Source organism: Streptococcus sanguinis (genome assembly GCF_008329445.1).
Taxonomy (GTDB): Bacteria; Bacillota; Bacilli; order Lactobacillales; family Streptococcaceae; genus Streptococcus; species Streptococcus sanguinis_O.
On sequence record NZ_VIBR01000001.1, the window covers coordinates 73,446 to 92,139 of the forward strand.

16 protein-coding genes are annotated in these 18,694 nt (G+C 43.8%); 11 read left to right on the plus strand and 5 right to left on the minus strand.

Annotation, left to right across the window (positions count from 1 at the left end):
* Window positions 1-68: 68 nt before the first annotated feature.
* The gene (locus FKX92_RS00385) at window positions 69-1,193 is read left to right on the plus strand and encodes an AI-2E family transporter (RefSeq protein ID WP_002894636.1); all 1,125 of its coding nucleotides are present in this window, start codon (window positions 69-71) and stop codon (window positions 1,191-1,193) included.
* Window positions 1,194-1,344: 151 nt separating this feature from the next.
* Window positions 1,345-2,685, plus strand: coding sequence for a hemolysin family protein (locus FKX92_RS00390; RefSeq protein WP_149565183.1), 1,341 nt, complete (start codon window positions 1,345-1,347; stop codon window positions 2,683-2,685).
* A gap of 367 nt (window positions 2,686-3,052) precedes the next feature.
* Here FKX92_RS00390 and treR read toward each other — a convergent pair whose 3' ends face one another.
* The gene (treR, locus tag FKX92_RS00395; RefSeq protein WP_187759384.1) at window positions 3,053-3,766 is read right to left on the minus strand and encodes a trehalose operon repressor; all 714 of its coding nucleotides are present in this window, start codon (window positions 3,764-3,766) and stop codon (window positions 3,053-3,055) included.
* A gap of 188 nt (window positions 3,767-3,954) precedes the next feature.
* On the opposite strand from treR, the gene treP reads away from it, so the two are divergent.
* The 8 genes from treP (at window position 3,955) to FKX92_RS00435 (ending at window position 13,769) form a co-directional block, all read left to right on the plus strand.
* Window positions 3,955-5,952 (plus strand): PTS system trehalose-specific EIIBC component, encoded by a 1,998-nt coding sequence (gene treP, locus FKX92_RS00400; protein WP_187759347.1) that lies wholly within the window; start codon window positions 3,955-3,957, stop codon window positions 5,950-5,952.
* A 72-nt stretch (window positions 5,953-6,024) separates the two neighbouring features.
* On the plus strand, window positions 6,025-7,656 hold the full coding sequence (gene treC, locus FKX92_RS00405; RefSeq protein ID WP_149565186.1) for an alpha,alpha-phosphotrehalase: 1,632 nt from the start codon (window positions 6,025-6,027) through the stop codon (window positions 7,654-7,656).
* Between the two features lie 188 nt (window positions 7,657-7,844).
* Window positions 7,845-10,094 (plus strand): endonuclease/exonuclease/phosphatase family protein, encoded by a 2,250-nt coding sequence (locus FKX92_RS00410; RefSeq protein ID WP_002934230.1) that lies wholly within the window; start codon window positions 7,845-7,847, stop codon window positions 10,092-10,094.
* 246 nt (window positions 10,095-10,340) lie between these two features.
* Window positions 10,341-11,150 (plus strand): pyruvate formate-lyase-activating protein, encoded by an 810-nt coding sequence (pflA, locus tag FKX92_RS00415; protein WP_149565187.1) that lies wholly within the window; start codon window positions 10,341-10,343, stop codon window positions 11,148-11,150.
* Between the two features lie 137 nt (window positions 11,151-11,287).
* Window positions 11,288-12,223 (plus strand): manganese-dependent inorganic pyrophosphatase, encoded by a 936-nt coding sequence (locus FKX92_RS00420; protein WP_149565188.1) that lies wholly within the window; start codon window positions 11,288-11,290, stop codon window positions 12,221-12,223.
* A 92-nt stretch (window positions 12,224-12,315) separates the two neighbouring features.
* Window positions 12,316-12,828, plus strand: a complete 513-nt coding sequence (locus FKX92_RS00425) for a YiiX/YebB-like N1pC/P60 family cysteine hydrolase (RefSeq protein WP_125356690.1) — start codon at window positions 12,316-12,318, stop codon at window positions 12,826-12,828.
* A complete protein-coding gene (locus FKX92_RS00430; RefSeq protein WP_149565189.1) occupies window positions 12,821-13,474 on the plus strand; it encodes a DUF1803 domain-containing protein in 654 nt (217 codons plus the stop codon). The genes FKX92_RS00425 and FKX92_RS00430 overlap by 8 nt, the downstream gene beginning before the upstream one ends.
* A 100-nt stretch (window positions 13,475-13,574) precedes the next feature.
* Complete coding sequence (locus FKX92_RS00435) at window positions 13,575-13,769, plus strand: CsbD family protein (RefSeq protein ID WP_149565190.1); 195 nt, start codon at window positions 13,575-13,577, stop codon at window positions 13,767-13,769.
* A gap of 27 nt (window positions 13,770-13,796) precedes the next feature.
* On the opposite strand, the gene FKX92_RS00440 is transcribed toward FKX92_RS00435, so the two are convergent.
* The 4 genes from FKX92_RS00440 to FKX92_RS00455 form a co-directional block, all read right to left on the minus strand.
* On the minus strand, window positions 13,797-14,801 hold the full coding sequence (locus tag FKX92_RS00440; protein ID WP_149565191.1) for a FecCD family ABC transporter permease: 1,005 nt from the start codon (window positions 14,799-14,801) through the stop codon (window positions 13,797-13,799).
* Window positions 14,791-15,810, minus strand: coding sequence for a FecCD family ABC transporter permease (locus tag FKX92_RS00445; protein WP_149565192.1), 1,020 nt, complete (start codon window positions 15,808-15,810; stop codon window positions 14,791-14,793). Before FKX92_RS00445 ends, FKX92_RS00440 begins: the two co-directional genes overlap by 11 nt.
* Window positions 15,811-15,908: 98 nt before the next feature.
* Window positions 15,909-16,844: an iron-hydroxamate ABC transporter substrate-binding protein gene (locus FKX92_RS00450; protein ID WP_032914065.1), complete on the minus strand. Its 936-nt coding sequence runs from the start codon at window positions 16,842-16,844 to the stop codon at window positions 15,909-15,911.
* A gap of 79 nt (window positions 16,845-16,923) precedes the next feature.
* Window positions 16,924-17,709, minus strand: a complete 786-nt coding sequence (locus tag FKX92_RS00455; RefSeq protein WP_002894661.1) for an ABC transporter ATP-binding protein — start codon at window positions 17,707-17,709, stop codon at window positions 16,924-16,926.
* Between the two features lie 220 nt (window positions 17,710-17,929).
* Here FKX92_RS00455 and FKX92_RS00460 point away from each other — a divergent pair, with 220 nt between their 5' ends.
* On the plus strand, window positions 17,930-18,685 hold the full coding sequence (locus tag FKX92_RS00460) for a CPBP family intramembrane glutamic endopeptidase (RefSeq protein WP_223105382.1): 756 nt from the start codon (window positions 17,930-17,932) through the stop codon (window positions 18,683-18,685).
* Window positions 18,686-18,694: the final 9 nt, after the last annotated feature.

Below are 18,694 nucleotides of genomic sequence, written 5' to 3' on the forward strand. Positions count from 1 at the left end.
TCTTTCTTTCGTTAAATCTCCTTTATTATAACAAAATTTATGGTAAAATAACTGATAGGAGGAGTCAAATGTTTCATAAAAGTAAGCTGATGTTTTGGACCAGTGAGGTCCTTTTGCTAACGATTATTTTCTTTATCTGGCGCCAGATGGGGGATATGATAACCCCGATTGTTAGCGTTGTGAATACCATCTTGATTCCCTTTCTTGTGGGAGGATTTCTTTACTATATTACGAATCCACTGGTAAAATTTCTCCAGGATAAGCTCAAAATCAACCGAATGATTGGGATTCTGATTACACTCAGCCTTCTGTTTGGCTTGATTGCTTTGGGCGTTATTTATCTCTTGCCAATTTTGATTAATCAGCTGAGCAGCTTGATTAATTCCACACAAGGCCTTTATTGGGAAATTCAAAGTTTTGTTAATCAATTATCTAAAAATCCGCTCTTTCGGAATCTGAATATCCAGTCCACCATTCAGCAGCTCAATCTGTCTTATGTGGATATTCTGCAGAATATTCTCAACAGTGTAACCAACAGTCTGGGCAGCGTTCTGTCAGCAGTTGTCAACACGCTGATGATTTTGATTATGACGCCGATTTTCTTGGTTTACTTCCTCATGGATGGCCATAAGCTTTTGCCCATGCTGGAGCGGACAGTCCTCAAGCGCGATAAGCTCAATATCTCCAGCTTGCTGACCAATCTCAATGCTACTGTTGCCCGCTATATCAGTGGAATTTCAATCGATGCCCTGATTATCGGTGCTCTGGCCTATATTGGCTATAGTGTCATTGGACTCAAGTACGCTTTGGTCTTTGCTATTTTTTCCAGTCTGGCTAACCTGATTCCTTATGTAGGACCGAGTATCGGCTTGATTCCCATGGTCATTACGTATGCTTTTACCGATCCTCAGAAGATGGTGGCGGCCTTGATTTACATGCTGATTATCCAGCAGGTCGATGGCAATATCCTCTATCCCCGTATCGTTGGTGGTGTGATGAAGGTCCATCCTATTACCATCATGGTGCTCTTGCTCTTATCCAGCAATATCTATGGCGTGCTGGGGATGATTGTGGCAATCCCGACCTATTCTATCCTCAAAGAAATCGCCAAGTTCTTGGCTAACCTCTATGACAATCACAAGGAAGCCCAGCAACAGAAGAAGAACGAAGAGTTTGGGATTATTAATAAATAAGGATGAGTTTGGGAATCGATTGATTCTAGGGCCTCAAGACCAGAAAATAAGACGGAAGGAAGACCTTCCGTCTTATTTTCATTTCCTGTGCACTAAATTTAAAAATATGATATAATCAGATTTACTTATACATTTCGAGGAGAAAGAATCAATGGAAGACCCTGGCAGTCAGAATATGTTATGGCAAGCCTTACTACTGTTTATATTGACTTTGTTAAATGCCTTTTTCTCAGCTGCTGAGATGGCAATGGTATCGCTCAATCGGGCGCGTGTGGAGCAAAAGGCTGAAGAGGGCGACCTCAAGTATATCCGGCTCTTAGCTGTCTTGGAAAGCCCCAATAACTTCTTATCAACTATTCAGGTTGGGATTACGGTTATCAATATCCTGTCTGGGGCCAGCTTTGCGGATAATTTGGGAAAATTGTTCTCTTCTTGGATGGGAAATTCTGAAACTGCGCGTGCTATCGGGACTTTCTTGGCTCTGGTGCTGCTGACCTATATTTCCATTGTTTTGGGCGAGCTTTATCCTAAGCGTATTGCCATGAACCTGAAAGACAATCTAGCTGTGCGGGCTGCTCCGGTTATTATTTTTCTTGGCAAGATTGTTAGTCCCTTCGTTTGGTTGCTGTCAGCTTCAACCAACCTGCTGAGCCGAATAACGCCGATGAAGTTTGATGATGCAGACGAAAAGATGACCCGGGATGAGATTGAGTATATGCTAACTAAGAGCGAAGAGACCTTGGATGCGGACGAGATTGAGATGCTGCAGGGGATTTTCTCCCTGGATGAGCTGATGGCGCGTGAACTGATGGTGCCGCGGACGGATGCCTTTATGGTGGACATTCAGGACGATACCAAGGAAATCATCGAAAGCATTCTCAAACAGAGCTTCTCGCGGATTCCTGTCTATGATGGGGATAAGGACAATGTCATCGGTCTGATTCATACCAAGCGACTGCTCAATGAAGGATTCATCAATGGTTTTGACAATATCGTTCTGCGCAAGATTCTGCAGGAGCCTCTCTTTGTACCGGAAACCATGTTTGTCGATGATTTGCTCAAGGAGCTGCGTAACACGCAAAATCAAATGGCGATTCTCTTGGATGAGTATGGTGGTATGGCTGGTTTGGTCACACTGGAAGACCTCTTGGAGGAGATTGTCGGTGAGATCGACGATGAGACTGACAAGGCTGAAATCGAAGTCCATGAAATCGGCGAGAATACCTACATCGTATTAGGAACCATGACCCTCAATGACTTTAATGAATATTTTGAAGTTGAAATCGAAAGCGACGATGTGGATACGATTGCTGGCTATTACTTGACTTGTGTGGGGACTATTCCAGACCCGAAAGAACGCATTAGCTACGAAGTCGAAAGTCAAAATAAGCTACTCATTTTGACCAATGACAAGGTTAAAAATGGCCGTGTTACGAAGGTTAAGGTTGAAATTTCTGACATTATTGAAGAAGCAGAAAAGGCTGAGAAATAACCTCAGTCTTTTAAGTTTCCTTCAAGTTTTTTATAAGTCTGTCTTAAGTTTCTGGGATTATACTAATAGCATCAAAATAGAAATGAGGACAGTCCAATGACATCTAAAGTTACCCTATATGATAAGCAAGTATTGACATTCTCACAGGCGCAAAAGTAAGAAAGGAAGTAATAAGAATAAGTAACGTTTAAAAAGCAGCAGAAGCCCTTAACTAATTTTTTCATATAAATCTCCTAAAACAAGTAAAAAGAATTTTGAGGCTCTTTGTCGCTCCAAAACAAAGCAGCCTTAGACTACTCATAAAAGAAACCACCTCTGCCAGCTGGAAGGCAGGGGTGGTTTTGTGGTCTGGATGGGGAACTCAAGGTTATTCTTTCTGGCGCTTAGCAAAATCCACAAAGCGAAATTTGTCCAGCTTGTGACGGCTCTCGGTATATTGAAACTGGCGGCCGTCTGCCAGATAGACCTGGGATTTGACAGAGACGACTTGCTGGTCCTTGCCGAGGTCCATGAGAATCTTGTCTCGGTCATTGGCGTGGTCAATGGTAAATTCCTTTTTGGCATAGGCAATGTTAAGCTTTAAATCATTTTCCAAATAAGCATAAATGGACTGCTCAGCGATTTCCCTTGTCAAGTAGGGGACGATACCCTTGTCTAAATAGTCAATATCTAATACAGAGGCGATTTGGTCTACAACACGCTGACGGACGATTCGCCAAACCAGTCTATAGGGAGGGAAGCCAGTGATGTCGGATAGTTTCTGATCTACGTTAATCTTTTCCAAGCTGACAACATTGGTTTTGGACTGCATATTATTCTGCTTGACTACTTCTTGATAGCTGGTCAGCTTAGACACAGGAAAGTCAAACTGTTCATGCTTGATGACTTTGGAACCTTGTCCGCGGACTTTTTCAATCAATCCTTCTTCCTGCAGCAGGGCCAGAGCCTTGCGCACCGTGTCGCGGCTGACCTGATAGTCTTCTGTCAGCTGATGTTCGCTGGGCAAGAAGTCTCCGACTGCATAACGTTCTTCCAAAATATCTTTCTCAATCTGTTTGAACAATTGTTTGTATTTCTTCATCATAAACTCCACTTGTTTTCTTTTTTGCATACAACCTAGAAAATTTTATCAAAAATAAAGGCTTTTTTCAACAAACAACTTGCCTACATCTTTGAAATCGATTACAATAATTTGTAGAGATGTGTTGAAAAACTAACTCATAAAAAAATATAAGGAGAGTGCTGGATTCTCATTCAGCCAGTAGTCAAATGGGAAAATTTGAGAAGGAAGCCAAAGATCTGCTAGATGCAATCGGCGGCAAAGAGAATGTTACAGCAGTTAGCCACTGTGCAACTCGGATGCGCTTTGTACTTGGCGATGATAAAAAGGCCAATGTCAAGGCCATTGAGGCAATCCCAGTGGTCAAGGGAACTTTTACAAATGCTGGGCAATTCCAAGTCATCATTGGAAATGATGTGCCAATCTTTTACAATGACTTCACTGCTGTATCAGGTATTGAGGGAGTATCAAAAGAAGCAGCCAAGTCTGCTGCCAAGAGCAAGCAAAATCCCCTTCAGCGGGTTATGGCCACTCTGGCAGAAATTTTTACCCCTATCATTCCAGCTTTGATTGTCGGAGGGTTAATCCTTGGCTTCCGCAATGTCCTTGAAGGCGTTCATTGGTCTATGTTGGATGGGAAAACAATCACAGAGGTATCCAAATTCTGGTCTGGCATCAACCATTTCTTGTGGCTTCCAGGAGAAGCAATTTTCCAATTCCTGCCAGTTGGAATCACTTGGTCTGTTTCTCGTAAAATGGGAACTAGCCAAATTCTTGGGATTGTCTTGGGAATCTGTTTGGTGTCACCACAATTGCTTAATGCTTATTCAGTAGCATCAACATCCGCAGCTGAAATCGCTAAGGACTGGGTTTGGGATTTCGGTTTCTTCACTGTCAATCGTGTTGGTTACCAAGCTCAGGTTATTCCAGCCCTTTTAGCAGGTTTATCTCTATCTTATCTGGAAATCTTTTGGCGTAAACATATTCCAGAAGTAGTGTCTATGATTTTTGTACCATTCTTATCATTGATTCCAGCTCTGATTCTGGCTCATACTGTCTTGGGTCCTATCGGTTGGACAATCGGTCAGGGGCTTTCATCAGTTGTTCTTGCAGGTTTAACCGGTCCAGTTAAATGGCTCTTTGGCGCAGTATTTGGTGCTCTTTATGCACCATTTGTTATCACAGGTCTTCACCATATGACCAATGCGATTGATACTCAGTTGGTAGCTGATGCCGGTGGTACTGGTCTTTGGCCAATGATTGCTCTGTCCAATATCGCTCAAGGCTCAGCTGTATTTGCTTATTACCTTATGAAACGCCATGATGAGCGGGAAGCGCAAATTTCCCTGCCTGCAACCATTTCAGCTTACCTTGGTGTTACTGAGCCTGCTCTCTTCGGGGTCAATGTTAAGTACGTTTATCCATTTGTTGCGGGAATGATTGGTTCGTCTGTTGCGGGTCTGCTTTCTGTAACCTTTAATATAACGGCAAATGCTATTGGTATTGGTGGTTTACCAGGTATCCTTTCTATCCAAGCAAAATATATGATTCCATTTGCTGGAGTTATGCTTGTAGCAATCCTTGTACCAATGTTCCTGACTTTCTTCTTCCACAAGACAGGCTTCTTAACGAAGGCAGAGGAAGATCCAGAATTGCAGGCAGAGTTTGCAGCTCAGGAAGAGGCAGAATTTGCCGGGCCATCCAAAGCTGAGTCATCTCCAGAGGTGAAAGCAGCTGATTCATCAGCTCCTGTAACGATTACTAGTCCGCTGGCAGGAGAAGTCAAAGAATTGAGTCAAGCAACAGATCCTGTCTTTGCACAAGGTTTGATGGGGCGTGGAGTTGTCATTGTTCCTAGCCAAGGTGAGTTGGTTTCACCAGTTAATGGTAGAGTAACAGTCTTCTTCCCAACCAAGCATGCAATCGGTATCCTGTCAGATGAAGGGGTTGAAATCCTGATGCATATCGGAATGGACACTGTTAATCTGGAGGGTAAAGGCTTTGAAGGCTATGTGTCTCAGGGAGATAAGGTTAAGGTTGGCGACAAGCTCATTTCCTTTGATATAGACATGATCAAGAAAGCGGGCTATGTAACGGAAACACCAGTCATCATTACGAACTCAGATAAGTATCAGGTGGAGGTGATTGAACAACTTCCTCGGGTAGTTGAGCGAGGCAGTCAGTTGATGAACGTTAAGCCACTTTAAAGAAAAATGAAATGACTTATAGAAAGGGACGGTGCTTTAAAATCTGTCCCTTTTCTCAAAAAAGGAGAAAATATGACACTTGATAAAACAAAGGTTGTCTACCAAATTTATCCAAAATCTTTTAAAGACACGACGGGGAACGGAGTAGGAGATTTTCGCGGGATTATTGAAAAACTTCCCTACTTGAAAGAGCTGGGAGTGGACATGATCTGGCTCAATCCTTTCTATCCGAGTCCGCAGCGGGACAATGGTTACGATATTTCTGATTACACTGCGGTAGATCCTATCTTTGGAGATATGGCAGACTTTGAAGAGATGGTCAAGGTTGGTCAGCAGCATGGTATTGACTTTATGCTAGACATGGTTCTTAACCATTGCTCGATTGAACATGAGTGGTTCCAAAAGGCACTGGCTGGGGATTCCTACTATCAGGACTTCTTTATCCTGCGGGATGAGCCAACGGACTGGCTGTCCAAGTTTGGCGGCAGTGCCTGGGCTCCATTTGGCGATACGGGCAAATATTATCTACATCTTTATGACATCACTCAAGCAGATCTTAACTGGCGCAACCCCAATGTTCGTCAAGAGCTCTTTAAAGTGGTGAATTTTTGGCGAGACAAAGGAGTCAAGGGCTTCCGCTTTGATGTCATCAACGTCATCGGAAAAGATGAGGTACTGACGGACTGTCCAGAGCAGGATGGCAAGCCAGCCTATACTGATAAGCCAATCGTGCATGACTATCTGCGTATGATGAATGAAGCGACCTTTGGGCAGGACGATTCCTTTATGACGGTTGGCGAAATGAGCGCTACGACGATTGAAAATTGCATTCTTTACACCGCACCAGACCGGCAGGAGCTATCTATGGCCTTTAATTTCCATCATCTCAAGGTGGACTATGAAGATGGACAGAAATGGACGCTTAAGGCCTTTGACTTTGAAGAGTTAAAATGCCTCTTCCACACTTGGGGTAAGGAAATGAGCGATCATGATGGCTGGTCAGCCCTCTTTTGGAACAACCATGATCAGCCGCGAGCTCTCAACCGCTTCGTCGATGTAGAGAATTTCCGCAATGAAGGAGCGACCATGCTGGCAGCCAGTATTCATCTGTCGCGCGGGACGCCTTATATCTACATGGGTGAGGAGATTGGCATGGTGGATCCTGACTACGACTCCATGGAAGACTATGTTGATGTCGAGTCTCTCAATGCTTACCAGGCTCTGCTTGCCGAAGGGCAATCGCCAGAAGCAGCCTTCAGGATTATCAAGGCTAAATCTCGTGATAATTCTCGGACACCAATACAATGGGATGATTCAGTCAATGCAGGTTTTACAACAGGAACTCCATGGCTGAAGGCGGGCAAATCCTATCCTCTTATCAATGTGGAAAATGAAATCAAGGGACCAATCTTTACCTTTTATCAGAAATTGATTGCCCTGCGTAAGGAACTGCCTATCATCGCAGAAGGCAGCTATCAGCCAGCCTATGAAGACAGTCCCCAGGTCTATGCCTTTGAGAGGGAGTGGCAAGGGCAAAAACTTTTAGTACTTAACAACTTCTATGCTGACCCGATTACGGTGGACATCCTGCCGGATTATCAAAATGGTCAGGTTCTCCTATCCAATTACGGCAAGACTCAGATTGACCATGTGATGACCCTGCAGCCATACGAAACCTTGGCTATCTTAGTGGGAGAAAACTAAAGTCTCGAAAGAATCTGGAAATGTTTCCAGATTCTTTTTTTCTGTGTTGGGCCAGTCTAGGCAAGTATTTTTCTGAAGTAAGAGAAACTAATACAGAATTTTAAGAAAGCCTTTGCAAAATTTGATTCTTTTCTTTATAATAAAAATTAAATAGGATAATATACATTTATACAGAAAAGGAGAAATTCATGAAAAAACAAGTTTCTTACAGGCAGCTCTTTCCTACAGTGGTCTTGCTAGCTGCTTTTCTGTCCCTGCTTTTTTCTGTCCAACTGGTCGGAGCAGAAGAAGCAGTAAGTTCGTCGACTTCAGATGCGGCAGCTCTTACAGAGAATCCACCTGTAAGTGATGCGTCGGTTGCCAGTCAAGCAGAGAGTGCATCAGCAGAATCAGGAGAGCCAAAGGCAGCTTCTACAGAGGCAGTGGAAAAGGAAGGCCAAGTTCCTGCTGCAGCACAAGTTGCTGCTAGCGGACCAGAAGCTGTGCCCAATGTGGGAACCATTCAGGGAGAATCACAAACCTCTCCCTATGAGGACAAGGAAGTCCAAGTTTCCAATGTAGTTGTGACGAAAACAGACCGCTATGGTTTTTATGTTCAAGACGTGACTCCTGATGGAAATAGCAGGACTTCTGATGCTCTTTATGTTGTTTCTAAAGAAAAAGTCGATGTCGGAGACAAACTTAGTCTTGAAGGACGCGTCAAAGAAGGCTACATGGAAGATCTCAGCGTTCGTCAGGGACAAACTTTCAACAAGCCCAGTGGTAGTTTGACAGTTACCATGCTGATGGCTTCCAAGGTGACCAAGGAAGGGAAAACTGACTTACCTGATCCAGTTGACATCGTGGCTAATATGCCTCAGGATACGGTCGATAACGATATTAATAATTATCAGCCTCAAAGTGAAGCGTTGGACTACTGGGAAAGTTTGGAAGGAATGTTGACGACGGTGAAGAGGCCACGCGTTTTAGGCCCGCAGTACCGTGGAGACATTTATCTCTTACCTGAAGGCTACCAAGCCCAACCATTAAACAATATCGGAGGTCTCAATCTTCGTCCAAACGCTCAAAATACAGCAACCATTCCAGTCTATGTTGGCAATAAATTCATTGCCAAGGCCAAGGATTATTTCAATGGTGATGTGGTCGGAGTCGTGACCTATCGTGGGAAGATTTACAAGTTGGAGCCGACTCAGCTGCCTGATTTGGTGGACGGTGGCTTGCAGAGACAGGTCTCTCCTATCTATCCAAGCGAAGACAAGCTGACTATTGCTTCCTACAATATCGAGAATTTTTCTGCTAATGCTAAAAAAGGTGAAACACCTGAGGAAAAAGTGACTAGAATCGCTAATTCCTTTATCAATGAAATCCACAGTCCAGATATCATCACGCTCATCGAGGTTCAAGATGAGAATGGCAGTGTCAATGACGGAACGACCAGCGGTGTCAAAAGCGGCGAGAAACTAGCGGCTCGTATCAAAGAACTGGGCGGAAAAACTTACAAGTACACTGAAGTTGCACCACTTGACGGTCAAGATGGCGGCAAGCCTGGCTCTAATATCCGCGTGGCCTTTCTTTACGATCCAAATCGGGTGAAGTTAGTCGAAAAAGAAGCCGGTACGAGTGACGAAGCAGCTAGCTTTTCCGGTGGCCATTTGGTTAAGAATCCTGCCCGGATTGCTCCAACAAATCCAGCCTTTACCAAGGTTCGTAAATCCTTGGCAGCGGAGTTTGAATTTAAGGGCCAGAATATCGTCGTTATTGTCAATCATTTGAAGTCCAAGATTGGGGATGATGCCGTTTATGGCTCTGCTCAGCCAGCAGTTCAGCATACGCAGGCAGCCCGAATTGAGCAGGCTAAAATTTTAAATAGCTTTGTTCAGGAAGGACTGAGACAAAATCCTAACCTTAAGTTTGTGCTGACTGGTGATTTTAACGATTTTGAATTTTCCGAAACGGCTAAAGCACTGGCGGGTAATGAACTGATTAATCTTATGCAGGAGCATGATGCGGCTGACCGTTATTCCTATTTCTACCGCGGCAGCAACCAAAGCTTGGACAATATTTTTATTTCGAAGAACCTGGCAGGCAAGGCAGTCTTTGCGCCTGTCCATATCAATGCCTCTTTCATGGAGGAACATGGCAGAGCATCAGACCATGATCCGGTAGTGGTGCAGCTGGACTTTTCTAAGGATGTTGCAGCTTCAACATCTGACAGTTCCCAACCGTCTCAATCAACTGGACAATCTTCTGTAGCAGCAGAGCAAGGAGCTCCGTCTCAGACCAATCCTCCATCGTCCAATCAAACTAGACAAGGTCAGACAGTTGGCAGCAAGAAGAAGGGACTCCCGCAGACCGGCCAAAATAACAGTGGCTGGGCAGTCTTGGGATTGGCCTTGCTAATGTTTGCTTTTACTCTCAAAAAGAGAAGCAGAAATTAACTAAAATCAATTTAAAAAGTGAAATCAGTGTGGACTAAAGAACCTACCCTGATTTTTTATTTGCCAGCATCTAAGAGCAAGTCTGTTACCGCTTTCGCCCTAAAATTTCATCTGTTGTAAAACACTGAAAATGAAACTGAAAAACAGTTTGTTTTCTAAAAAATAGGCAAATTAAGTCTATTTTTGCTTTAATCATGTTATAATGTAGTTAGTTATAAAACGTTTTCAGAGTTAAGAGGTTGTGCGATGGTTGAAGAGAAAATTGAAGAAGCAGTTGATTATGGAAAGGTAACGGGCATGATCCACTCCACCGAAAGTTTTGGAGCTGTTGATGGACCGGGTATCCGTTTTATTGTTTTTTTGCAGGGCTGCCATATGCGCTGCCAGTACTGCCATAATCCGGACACATGGGAGATGGAGACCAACAAATCTCAGCTGCGGACAGTGGATGATGTCTTGCAAGAGGCTCTCCGTTATAAGGGCTTCTGGGGCAACAAAGGCGGCATCACTGTCAGCGGAGGAGAAGCCTTGCTGCAGATTGATTTTCTAATTGCCCTCTTTACCAAGGCTAAGGAACTGGGCATCCACTGTACTTTGGATACCTGTGCCCTCCCCTTCAGAAATACGCCTCGCTATCTGAAAAAATTTGACAAGCTTATGGCAGTCACTGACCTTGTCCTACTGGATATTAAAGAGATTAACGAAGAACAGCACAAAATCGTGACCAGCCAGACTAACAAGAATATCTTGGCTTGTGCCAAGTACCTGTCTGACATTGGAAAGCCAGTCTGGATACGCCATGTCTTGGTGCCGGGATTGACCGACCGCGATGATGACCTGATTGAGCTAGGTAAGTTTGTTAAGACACTGAAGAATGTTGATAAGTTTGAAATTCTCCCTTACCATACCATGGGAGAATTCAAATGGCGGGAGCTGGGTATCCCTTACAAACTGGAAGGAGTTAAGCCTCCAACAGCTGATCGGGTCAAGAATGCCAAGGAACTCATGCAGACTGAATCCTATACAGAGTATATGAATCGGGTGCATAATAGCTAATCTACTTTGAGTATGAATTAATGGGCTGGTAGGCTACCAGTCCATTTTTCTTAAGAAAATGTCCTTCTGCTTTTGTGAAATGCCTGTAATTGTGGTAAAATAAATGCAATAAGTTTATATAAAAGAAGAGGTTTATCATGTCTAAAATTTTAGTTTTCGGTCACCAAAATCCTGACTCAGATGCCATCGGTTCATCTTACGCTTTTGCTTACTTGGCTCGCGAAGCTTATGGCTTGGATACAGAAGTTGTTGCTCTGGGTGAGCCTAATGAAGAAACAGCCTTTGTTTTGGGTTACTTTGGCGTGGCAGCACCGCGCGTGATTACATCTGCAAAGGCAGAGGGAGCTGAGCAAGTTATCTTGACTGACCACAATGAATTCCAGCAGTCTGTGACAGATATCGCTGAAGTTGAAGTTTATGGCGTAGTGGACCACCACCGTGTTGCTAACTTTGAAACGGCTAGTCCACTTTACATGCGCTTGGAGCCAGTGGGATCTGCTTCCTCTATTGTTTACCGTATGTTCAAGGAGCACGGCGTAGCAGTTCCAAAAGAAATTGCAGGATTGATGCTGTCTGGTTTGATCTCTGATACTCTCTTGCTCAAGTCACCAACAACTCATCCGACTGACAAAGTCATTGCACCAGAATTGGCTGAGCTAGCTGGTGTCAACTTGGAAGAGTATGGTTTGGCAATGCTTAAGGCAGGTACAAACTTGGCTAGCAAGTCTGCAGAAGAATTGATCGACATCGATGCGAAAACATTTGAGCTCAACGGAAACAATGTCCGTGTGGCACAGGTCAACACAGTTGATATTGCTGAAGTTTTGGAGCGTCAAGCAGAAATCGAAGCGGCTATTGAAAAAGCAATCGCTGATAATGGCTATTCTGACTTTGTCTTGATGATTACAGATATTATCAACTCAAACTCAGAAATTTTGGCTATCGGAAGCAATATGGACAAGGTCGAAGCAGCCTTCAACTTTGTTCTTGAAAACAACCATGCTTTCCTTGCAGGCGCTGTTTCTCGTAAGAAGCAAGTGGTACCTCAACTAACAGAAAGTTTTAATGCTTAAAGAGCTCATTTGAGGGAATAAGTTACTAGATGAGGGCTATTCCCCTCATACTTAAAAAGGGGTCTCGGCTCCTTTTTTGATAGGCGAGAGAAATGAAGATTCAAGATTTACAAGACGGAGATTTGATTTTTACAGTCGGATCTTCAGAAATTGCTGCTGCAATCCGAGCAGCAACAGGTTCATACAGTCATGTGGCCATCTTTTTTAATGGTGAGATTTATCATGCAACCCATGAGAAGGGTGTTGTCAATCAAGATTTGTCTGATTTTTTGCAGGATGAGGATGTTTATGACGTATATCGCTATCCAGCTATTGATGCAGATGTTGTCTTTAAAAAAGCCAAATTGCATCTAGGAAAGCCATACAATTTCAGCTTCTATCCGCAGTCCGATGGTTTTTACTGTTCGGAGTATATTGCAGAGATTTTGCCGATTTTTGATACGATTCCCATGCAGTTTGGCGATGAGAAAAATCTGATTTCTGATTTTTGGCAGGAATATTATCTGGACTTGGGCTTAGCGGTTCCCATAGGTCAGCCTGGGACGAATCCTAGCCAGTTGGCTCAGTCAAGAAAACTCATCTACAAAGGAGAACTCCATGATTAAAATCATCAATCCCAGCCGTTTGACGCGCCAGCCTTTTTTCCAGGAGCTGATTGATTATTTGGATCAGCATGAGGCAGTGATTCTGCGGGAGATTAAGAGAGACTTTGAGGGCGTGGCCAACATTGACCGCTCGATAGAAGAGTATATCAAAGCTGGCTACATCCGGCGGGAGAACAAGCGATATTACCTATCGCTGCCTCTTGTGGAAAGTTTGGAGGACTTGTGTTTGGATCAGGAAATCTTTATCCGTAATGATAGTCCCCTCTATCAGGAACTGTTGGAGCTGCGCTTTGAGACTCAGCTTTCCAATCAGACCAATGCGGCTGTTTTGCTTGAAGAGACAGATTTTCTGCGGGATAAGCTGACCTTGGCAAATTATTTTTACAAGATGCAGCGCCAGTATCCCCTGTCTGAGGCACAAAAGCCCCTCTATGCTGTCTTGGGCGATGTCAATCCCGAGTATGCACTAAAGTATATGACGACCTTTCTTCTTAAGTATGTCCGCAAGGATGAGCTCATGCAGAAGCGGCGGGACATTTTTGTCGATAGCCTAGTAATCTTGGGCTATATCCGGCAAAACGAAGCAGGCAAGTATGAGTTACAGGCCAGCTTTGATAAGGAGAGATTGATTTTTCAGCTGGACTGATTTTCTCATAGAATGAGCAGAATAGTTGACCTTTGAAAAGAAAAAACTTATACTACTGTAAACGGTATCAGAAACCGTAAAAAAGAATGGAGGCAAAATTATGTCACTAGAAAATAAATTCGATCAAGCTAAAGGCGCTGTTAAAGAAGGCGTGGGCAAAGTTACAGGCGATAACAAGACTGAAGCAGAAGGCTTTTTAGAAAAAACTGTTGCCAAAGCCAAAGAAGTTGCTGAAGATGCTAAAGGAGCTGTAGAAGGTGCCGTTGAAGGTATCAAAAACAGCTTGGATAAATAAAAAACAATCAGTCGATTATTCGGCTGATTATTTTTTTTGCTGATACATAAGGTAGAGGAAGTAGGGGGCTCCAATAATGGAAATCAAAATGCCTGTTGGGACGGAGCTTCCGATGAGGAAGGTTCTTGTGATCGTATCTGCCCCTGTCATGATAAAGGCCCCTAGCAGCATAGCGGCCGGAAAGAGTAAGCGATGATCGCTAGGTAGGGAGCGTTTGCTGATATGGCTAGCCAACATACCTATAAAGACTATATTTCCAGCTAGAGATAGGCTAAAGGCGACGAGAGCACTGGCTAATAACAAGGTTATCTGCTGCTCTCTTTTTAGATGAAGCCCCAGACCAAGAGCTGTTTCATCATTTAGGCTGAGGATATTGAGCTTGTGGGAGCGCAGATAGGTTAGCAACCAGAATAAAAGCAAGAAGGGGCCAGCAATAGCTAGACTTTCCCAGTTATTACCCGTAATCTTACCAGCTAGCCAGCTAACTACATAGGTCAGTTTGTTCTGATTGACACGGCCGGTGATGGCAATCATACTGGAAGACAGAATGGTTGACAAGGTTACACCAGCGATAATGAGCTTGACGGGGCTGATAGCTTGACCTTTTTGATGTGAGATCAGGTAAATAAGGGCTACAGTCAGCATACCGCCAAAGGTTGCGATAAAGGGAAGATAGCGGATATAGAAAGGATCAGTCACTTCTAGCTTGCTGATAGCAAGAGTAATGATAACACCAGCTCCGGCATTGATTCCCAAGGTTCCTGAATCGGCAAGTGGGTTTCGAGTAAAGGTCTGCAGCAGTACACCGCTCATCCCTAGCGAAGCTCCTGCTAGAAGGCAGACCAGAATTCGAGGCAGGCGGATCTGCTCCATGATAAAGGTGCTGCCATCATCTCCTTGCCCCAGCAGATATCGAAAAGCTTCACCGATATTAAATTCCTGATCGCCTGATGATAGAGACAGTAGGAAAATTAGGAAAGTCAGGAGGCTGAGGCTTACTAGAACCAAAAGAATTCGTTTTTTATCTCTCATAGAAGGCCCCCTTTCTCATCAGCCATAGGAAGACTGGCAGCGTAACGAGACTGATAATAGAGCTAAGAGGCAGACCGACCATATGACTCGCAGCAAAATCACAGATCAATAGAAAGAGCGCTCCTGCTAGCATCGTCAGTGGCAGGATTTTTTGGTAATTCTTTCCGCTGATGGTTTTGACAAAGTGTGGAATAATCAGTCCGACGAGGGCAAGGCTTCCTACTAGGGCAACGGCTGCCGCTGATAACAGTAGAACAATACTCAGAAAGAACAGGGTTATCTGAGTCGTTCGCTGGCCTAAGCTCTTGGCTACTGTTTCATTGAGGCTGAGAATGGTTAGTTGGTGAGAAAATAGCTGAGCCAGTAAGAGGCCTAATAAGATAAAGGGAGCAATGATTTGCAGCATTTTCCAATTGGTTCCTAGAAGCCCTCCAGCCTGCCAACCGATGACAGCATTGGTCAGGTTGAGGTAAATGGTCAAGCCTTGTCCGATGGCAGTCAGGAGTGTTGTTACCATGGCACCGGATAAGACGAGTCGTAGTTGCTCAAAACCTTTTCTAGGATGGTAGGAGAGGCTAAAAACCAGAATACTGGCTAGACAGGCTCCTGCAAGTGAGAGCAGGAGGATGCTACTGTAGTGTATACTCTTAGAAAAGGCATAACCGCAGATGAGCGCTAGGCCAGCTCCAGAGTTGATCCCCAAAAGTCCCGGATCAGCAATGGCATTGCGGGTTATCCCCTGCATGATGGCTCCTGAAACGGCCAAGCTAGCTCCGACTAGCAGAGCTGCAATTCCTCTAGGTAAGCGCAGATCTATGATGATGTTCTGGGCTGGACTTTCCTTGAAAGGATGGCTCAGAGTTTCTATCAGTTGCCGATGGGAGTAGCTGGGAATGCCAAAGCGCAGGTAGAGATAGAGTCCGCTAATCAGCAGGAGAATAAGGGCGAAAAAAACAAGCCAAAAGATGTTTGGCCTATTTTTTTGAGTGAAGAGTGAATGAAGCATCATCTGGAATCCTTTATATAGTCGAAAATCAAATAGCTATCATGAGATATATCGCTTACTAGCAATGTTTTTAACTAGTCTAAGTTTCTGCAAGGAATGGCCTAGTTCATTTTTTCAAGGCCATCTTGAATAGTTTTGAGTTCGTATTCAAGTGTCAATGGATCGTTGAAATAAAAGGCGTTGGCATCCACTTTTAAGATATGATTCTGTTGAACAGCGGGAATAGATTTCCAAACATCGCTTTCGTAAAGAGCGCTGCCTGTTTTATCATCTTCAGCTGCAACCAAGACATAATCGCCAATATACTCACTCACCGTTTCTTGGCTGACTTGCAAGTAGCCACTTGGGAATACTTCATCCTTCACCTTTTGTGGGGCATCAAATCCCAGAGATTTGTAGATGACTTCTCCGCCTCGTCCCCAGTTGTTACCGAAGAGGTAGATTTCCTTTTCATATAGTCCGACAACGGTGAAAGTGACATTTTGTCCCAGCTTTTCTTTTAACTGCTTGCCAATATCAGCTGTTTTGCTCTTCCAATCAGCAATCCATTGGTCAGCTTCTTTTTCCTTACCAAAGATTTGGCCAAAGCGATTCAGGATTTCTAAATAGTCATTTTTTCCATAATCAATGGCAATAGTTGGAGCGATTTTCTTTAGTTCATCGATATTTTTGTCACTGGCATCTACCACGATAAGGTCTGGCTTTTGCTTGGCGATAGACTCCAAATCTTCTGGCATCAGGACCTTGGCATTTTTGACTTTTTCTTTGAGGACAGGATTTTTAGCATCATAGGATGTTACAGTGACAGGGTCGAAACCTAGTTGCAGCAAATAGCCTGTGTAGGTAGAGGAGAGGCTGGCGATGCGTTTTGGATTTTTAGGAATATCGCCGTAGTAGTGAAATCCATCAATTTTGGGCTTGCTGGATAGCTCGACCTTGTCTGCAGAGGCAGAGTTTTCGGATTTAGATGAGCTGCCGCAGGCAACTAAAAGGAAGATGGTGACAGTAAGGATGGCAAATGATAAAAACTTTTTCATTTTTTCCTCCAATTCTATAAAAAGTTTAGAAGATGTATCCATGAAGAAGATATGGGAAACTTATCTATGAATACATGACTTATTTAACGAGCTGATAGCTGAGGCAGAGCGGCTTATCCTGAATAGGATCCCGAATAATCTGGGCTTCAATCTGAAAAATGTCTCTCAGAATATCCGAGGTCATGACCTGCTCAACACTTCCTTGGTACTGAATACACCCATTTTTCATGGCAATCAGCTGATGGGAAAAGCGGGCAGCTAGGTTGATGTCATGCAGAACCATGATAATGGTTTTTCCGCTGAGTCGGTTGAGGTCATTCAGCAACTCCAAGATTTCCAGCTGATGATTCATATCCAGATAGGTGGTTGGCTCGTCCAGAAAAATAGTCTCTGTATCTTGAGCTAGAGCCATAGCAATCCAGACGCGCTGACGCTGACCTCCAGACAAATCATCCACCTGCCAGTCCGAAAATTCGCTGACCTGAGTTGCTTCCATAGCCCAGCAGATTTTTTCCCGGTCTTCTGTACTGAGCCGCCCCAAGCCAGTTTGATGCGGAAAGCGGCCATAAGAGACCAGATCATAGACGGTGATGCCATCGGTCGCCTCCATGGTTTGGGGCAGCAAGGCAATCTTTTGCGCCACCTCCTTGGTCGGCAGTAGGGCGATGGACTGTCCATCCAGAGTTATGCTGCCAGCTTTTGTCGGCAAAATACGGGTAAAAGCCTTGAGAAGCGTGGATTTACCGCAGCCATTGCTACCGATAATAGTTGTAATCTTTCCCTCGGCGAGTTGGCAGTCCAGTCCGTCAATAATAACCTTTTGATCGTAGGCGACCTGGATACTTGCTGCAGAGATAGTGGACATAGACTTCCTTTCTGGCTGATTCTTCTATCAGAATTACGCCTTTTATTATACCATAAAAATTTTTCTAAAAAAATAGTTTTCTGACAATTTAATAAAAATAAAATAAAAAAGTTTTATAAATTTGTAAATAATAAAAATTTAAGCTTTTCATGCTAAGATAGAAATATAAAAAAGAACCTGAAATGATGACATAAATTTACAGGTGGTGAAAGGAAATATGATGAAATTATTGACAAACCTACGCCCCTCTAAGCCTTTGAAAGAGCTGAGGTGGTTTGATATTGCAGTGATTACCCTGCTCATGTTTGGGCAGTTTATTTATCGCTCAACGGAGCTTTATTTAGCTAGCTTTGCACCAGCTTCCAGCACAGGAGCGACTGAAACGGTGACCAATACAGCCACTGAAGGAGCGGCTTTTTCTAGTAATTTCAATTTTCAGCTGCTGATGCTGGTCTTGACCATTCTTTACCTATTGTTTCGGCGCTTTGACTTTAAGCAGCTTCCTATTCGTCTGAGCTGGTCGGTTCTCCTCTGGACCCCTCTTATTTTTGTAGCAGTAGGGTTCTTTGGTGACATTGTGACGACACTGAGCGGCGAGTATAATTACTTTGATCCAACCCTCTGGTCTTATGTAGATGTGCTAGAAATCTTCCGGAAATTTGCTGAACTGACACCTATGGCCATCCTCTATGGACTTCTCAATGGCTTCTATGAAGAATTCTTCTTTCTGGGTCTTATGACCTCTGTTAAGGATAAGTATAAGTGGTGGGCGCTGGCCTACTCTACTATCATTCGGATTTCTTTCCACACCTATCAGGGCATGCTGTGGGCCTTGGTTATCGGAGTGGTGTACGGTCTCTTTTACTATTTCCTTTACAAGTACAAGGTCAAGAACCTCCTGCCTTTCTTTCTCATGCACGCCTTGGCGGATATGTTTGGCTCCAGCTTGATGTACGTTCTGATTAAATGGCGGTAATTTTTACAA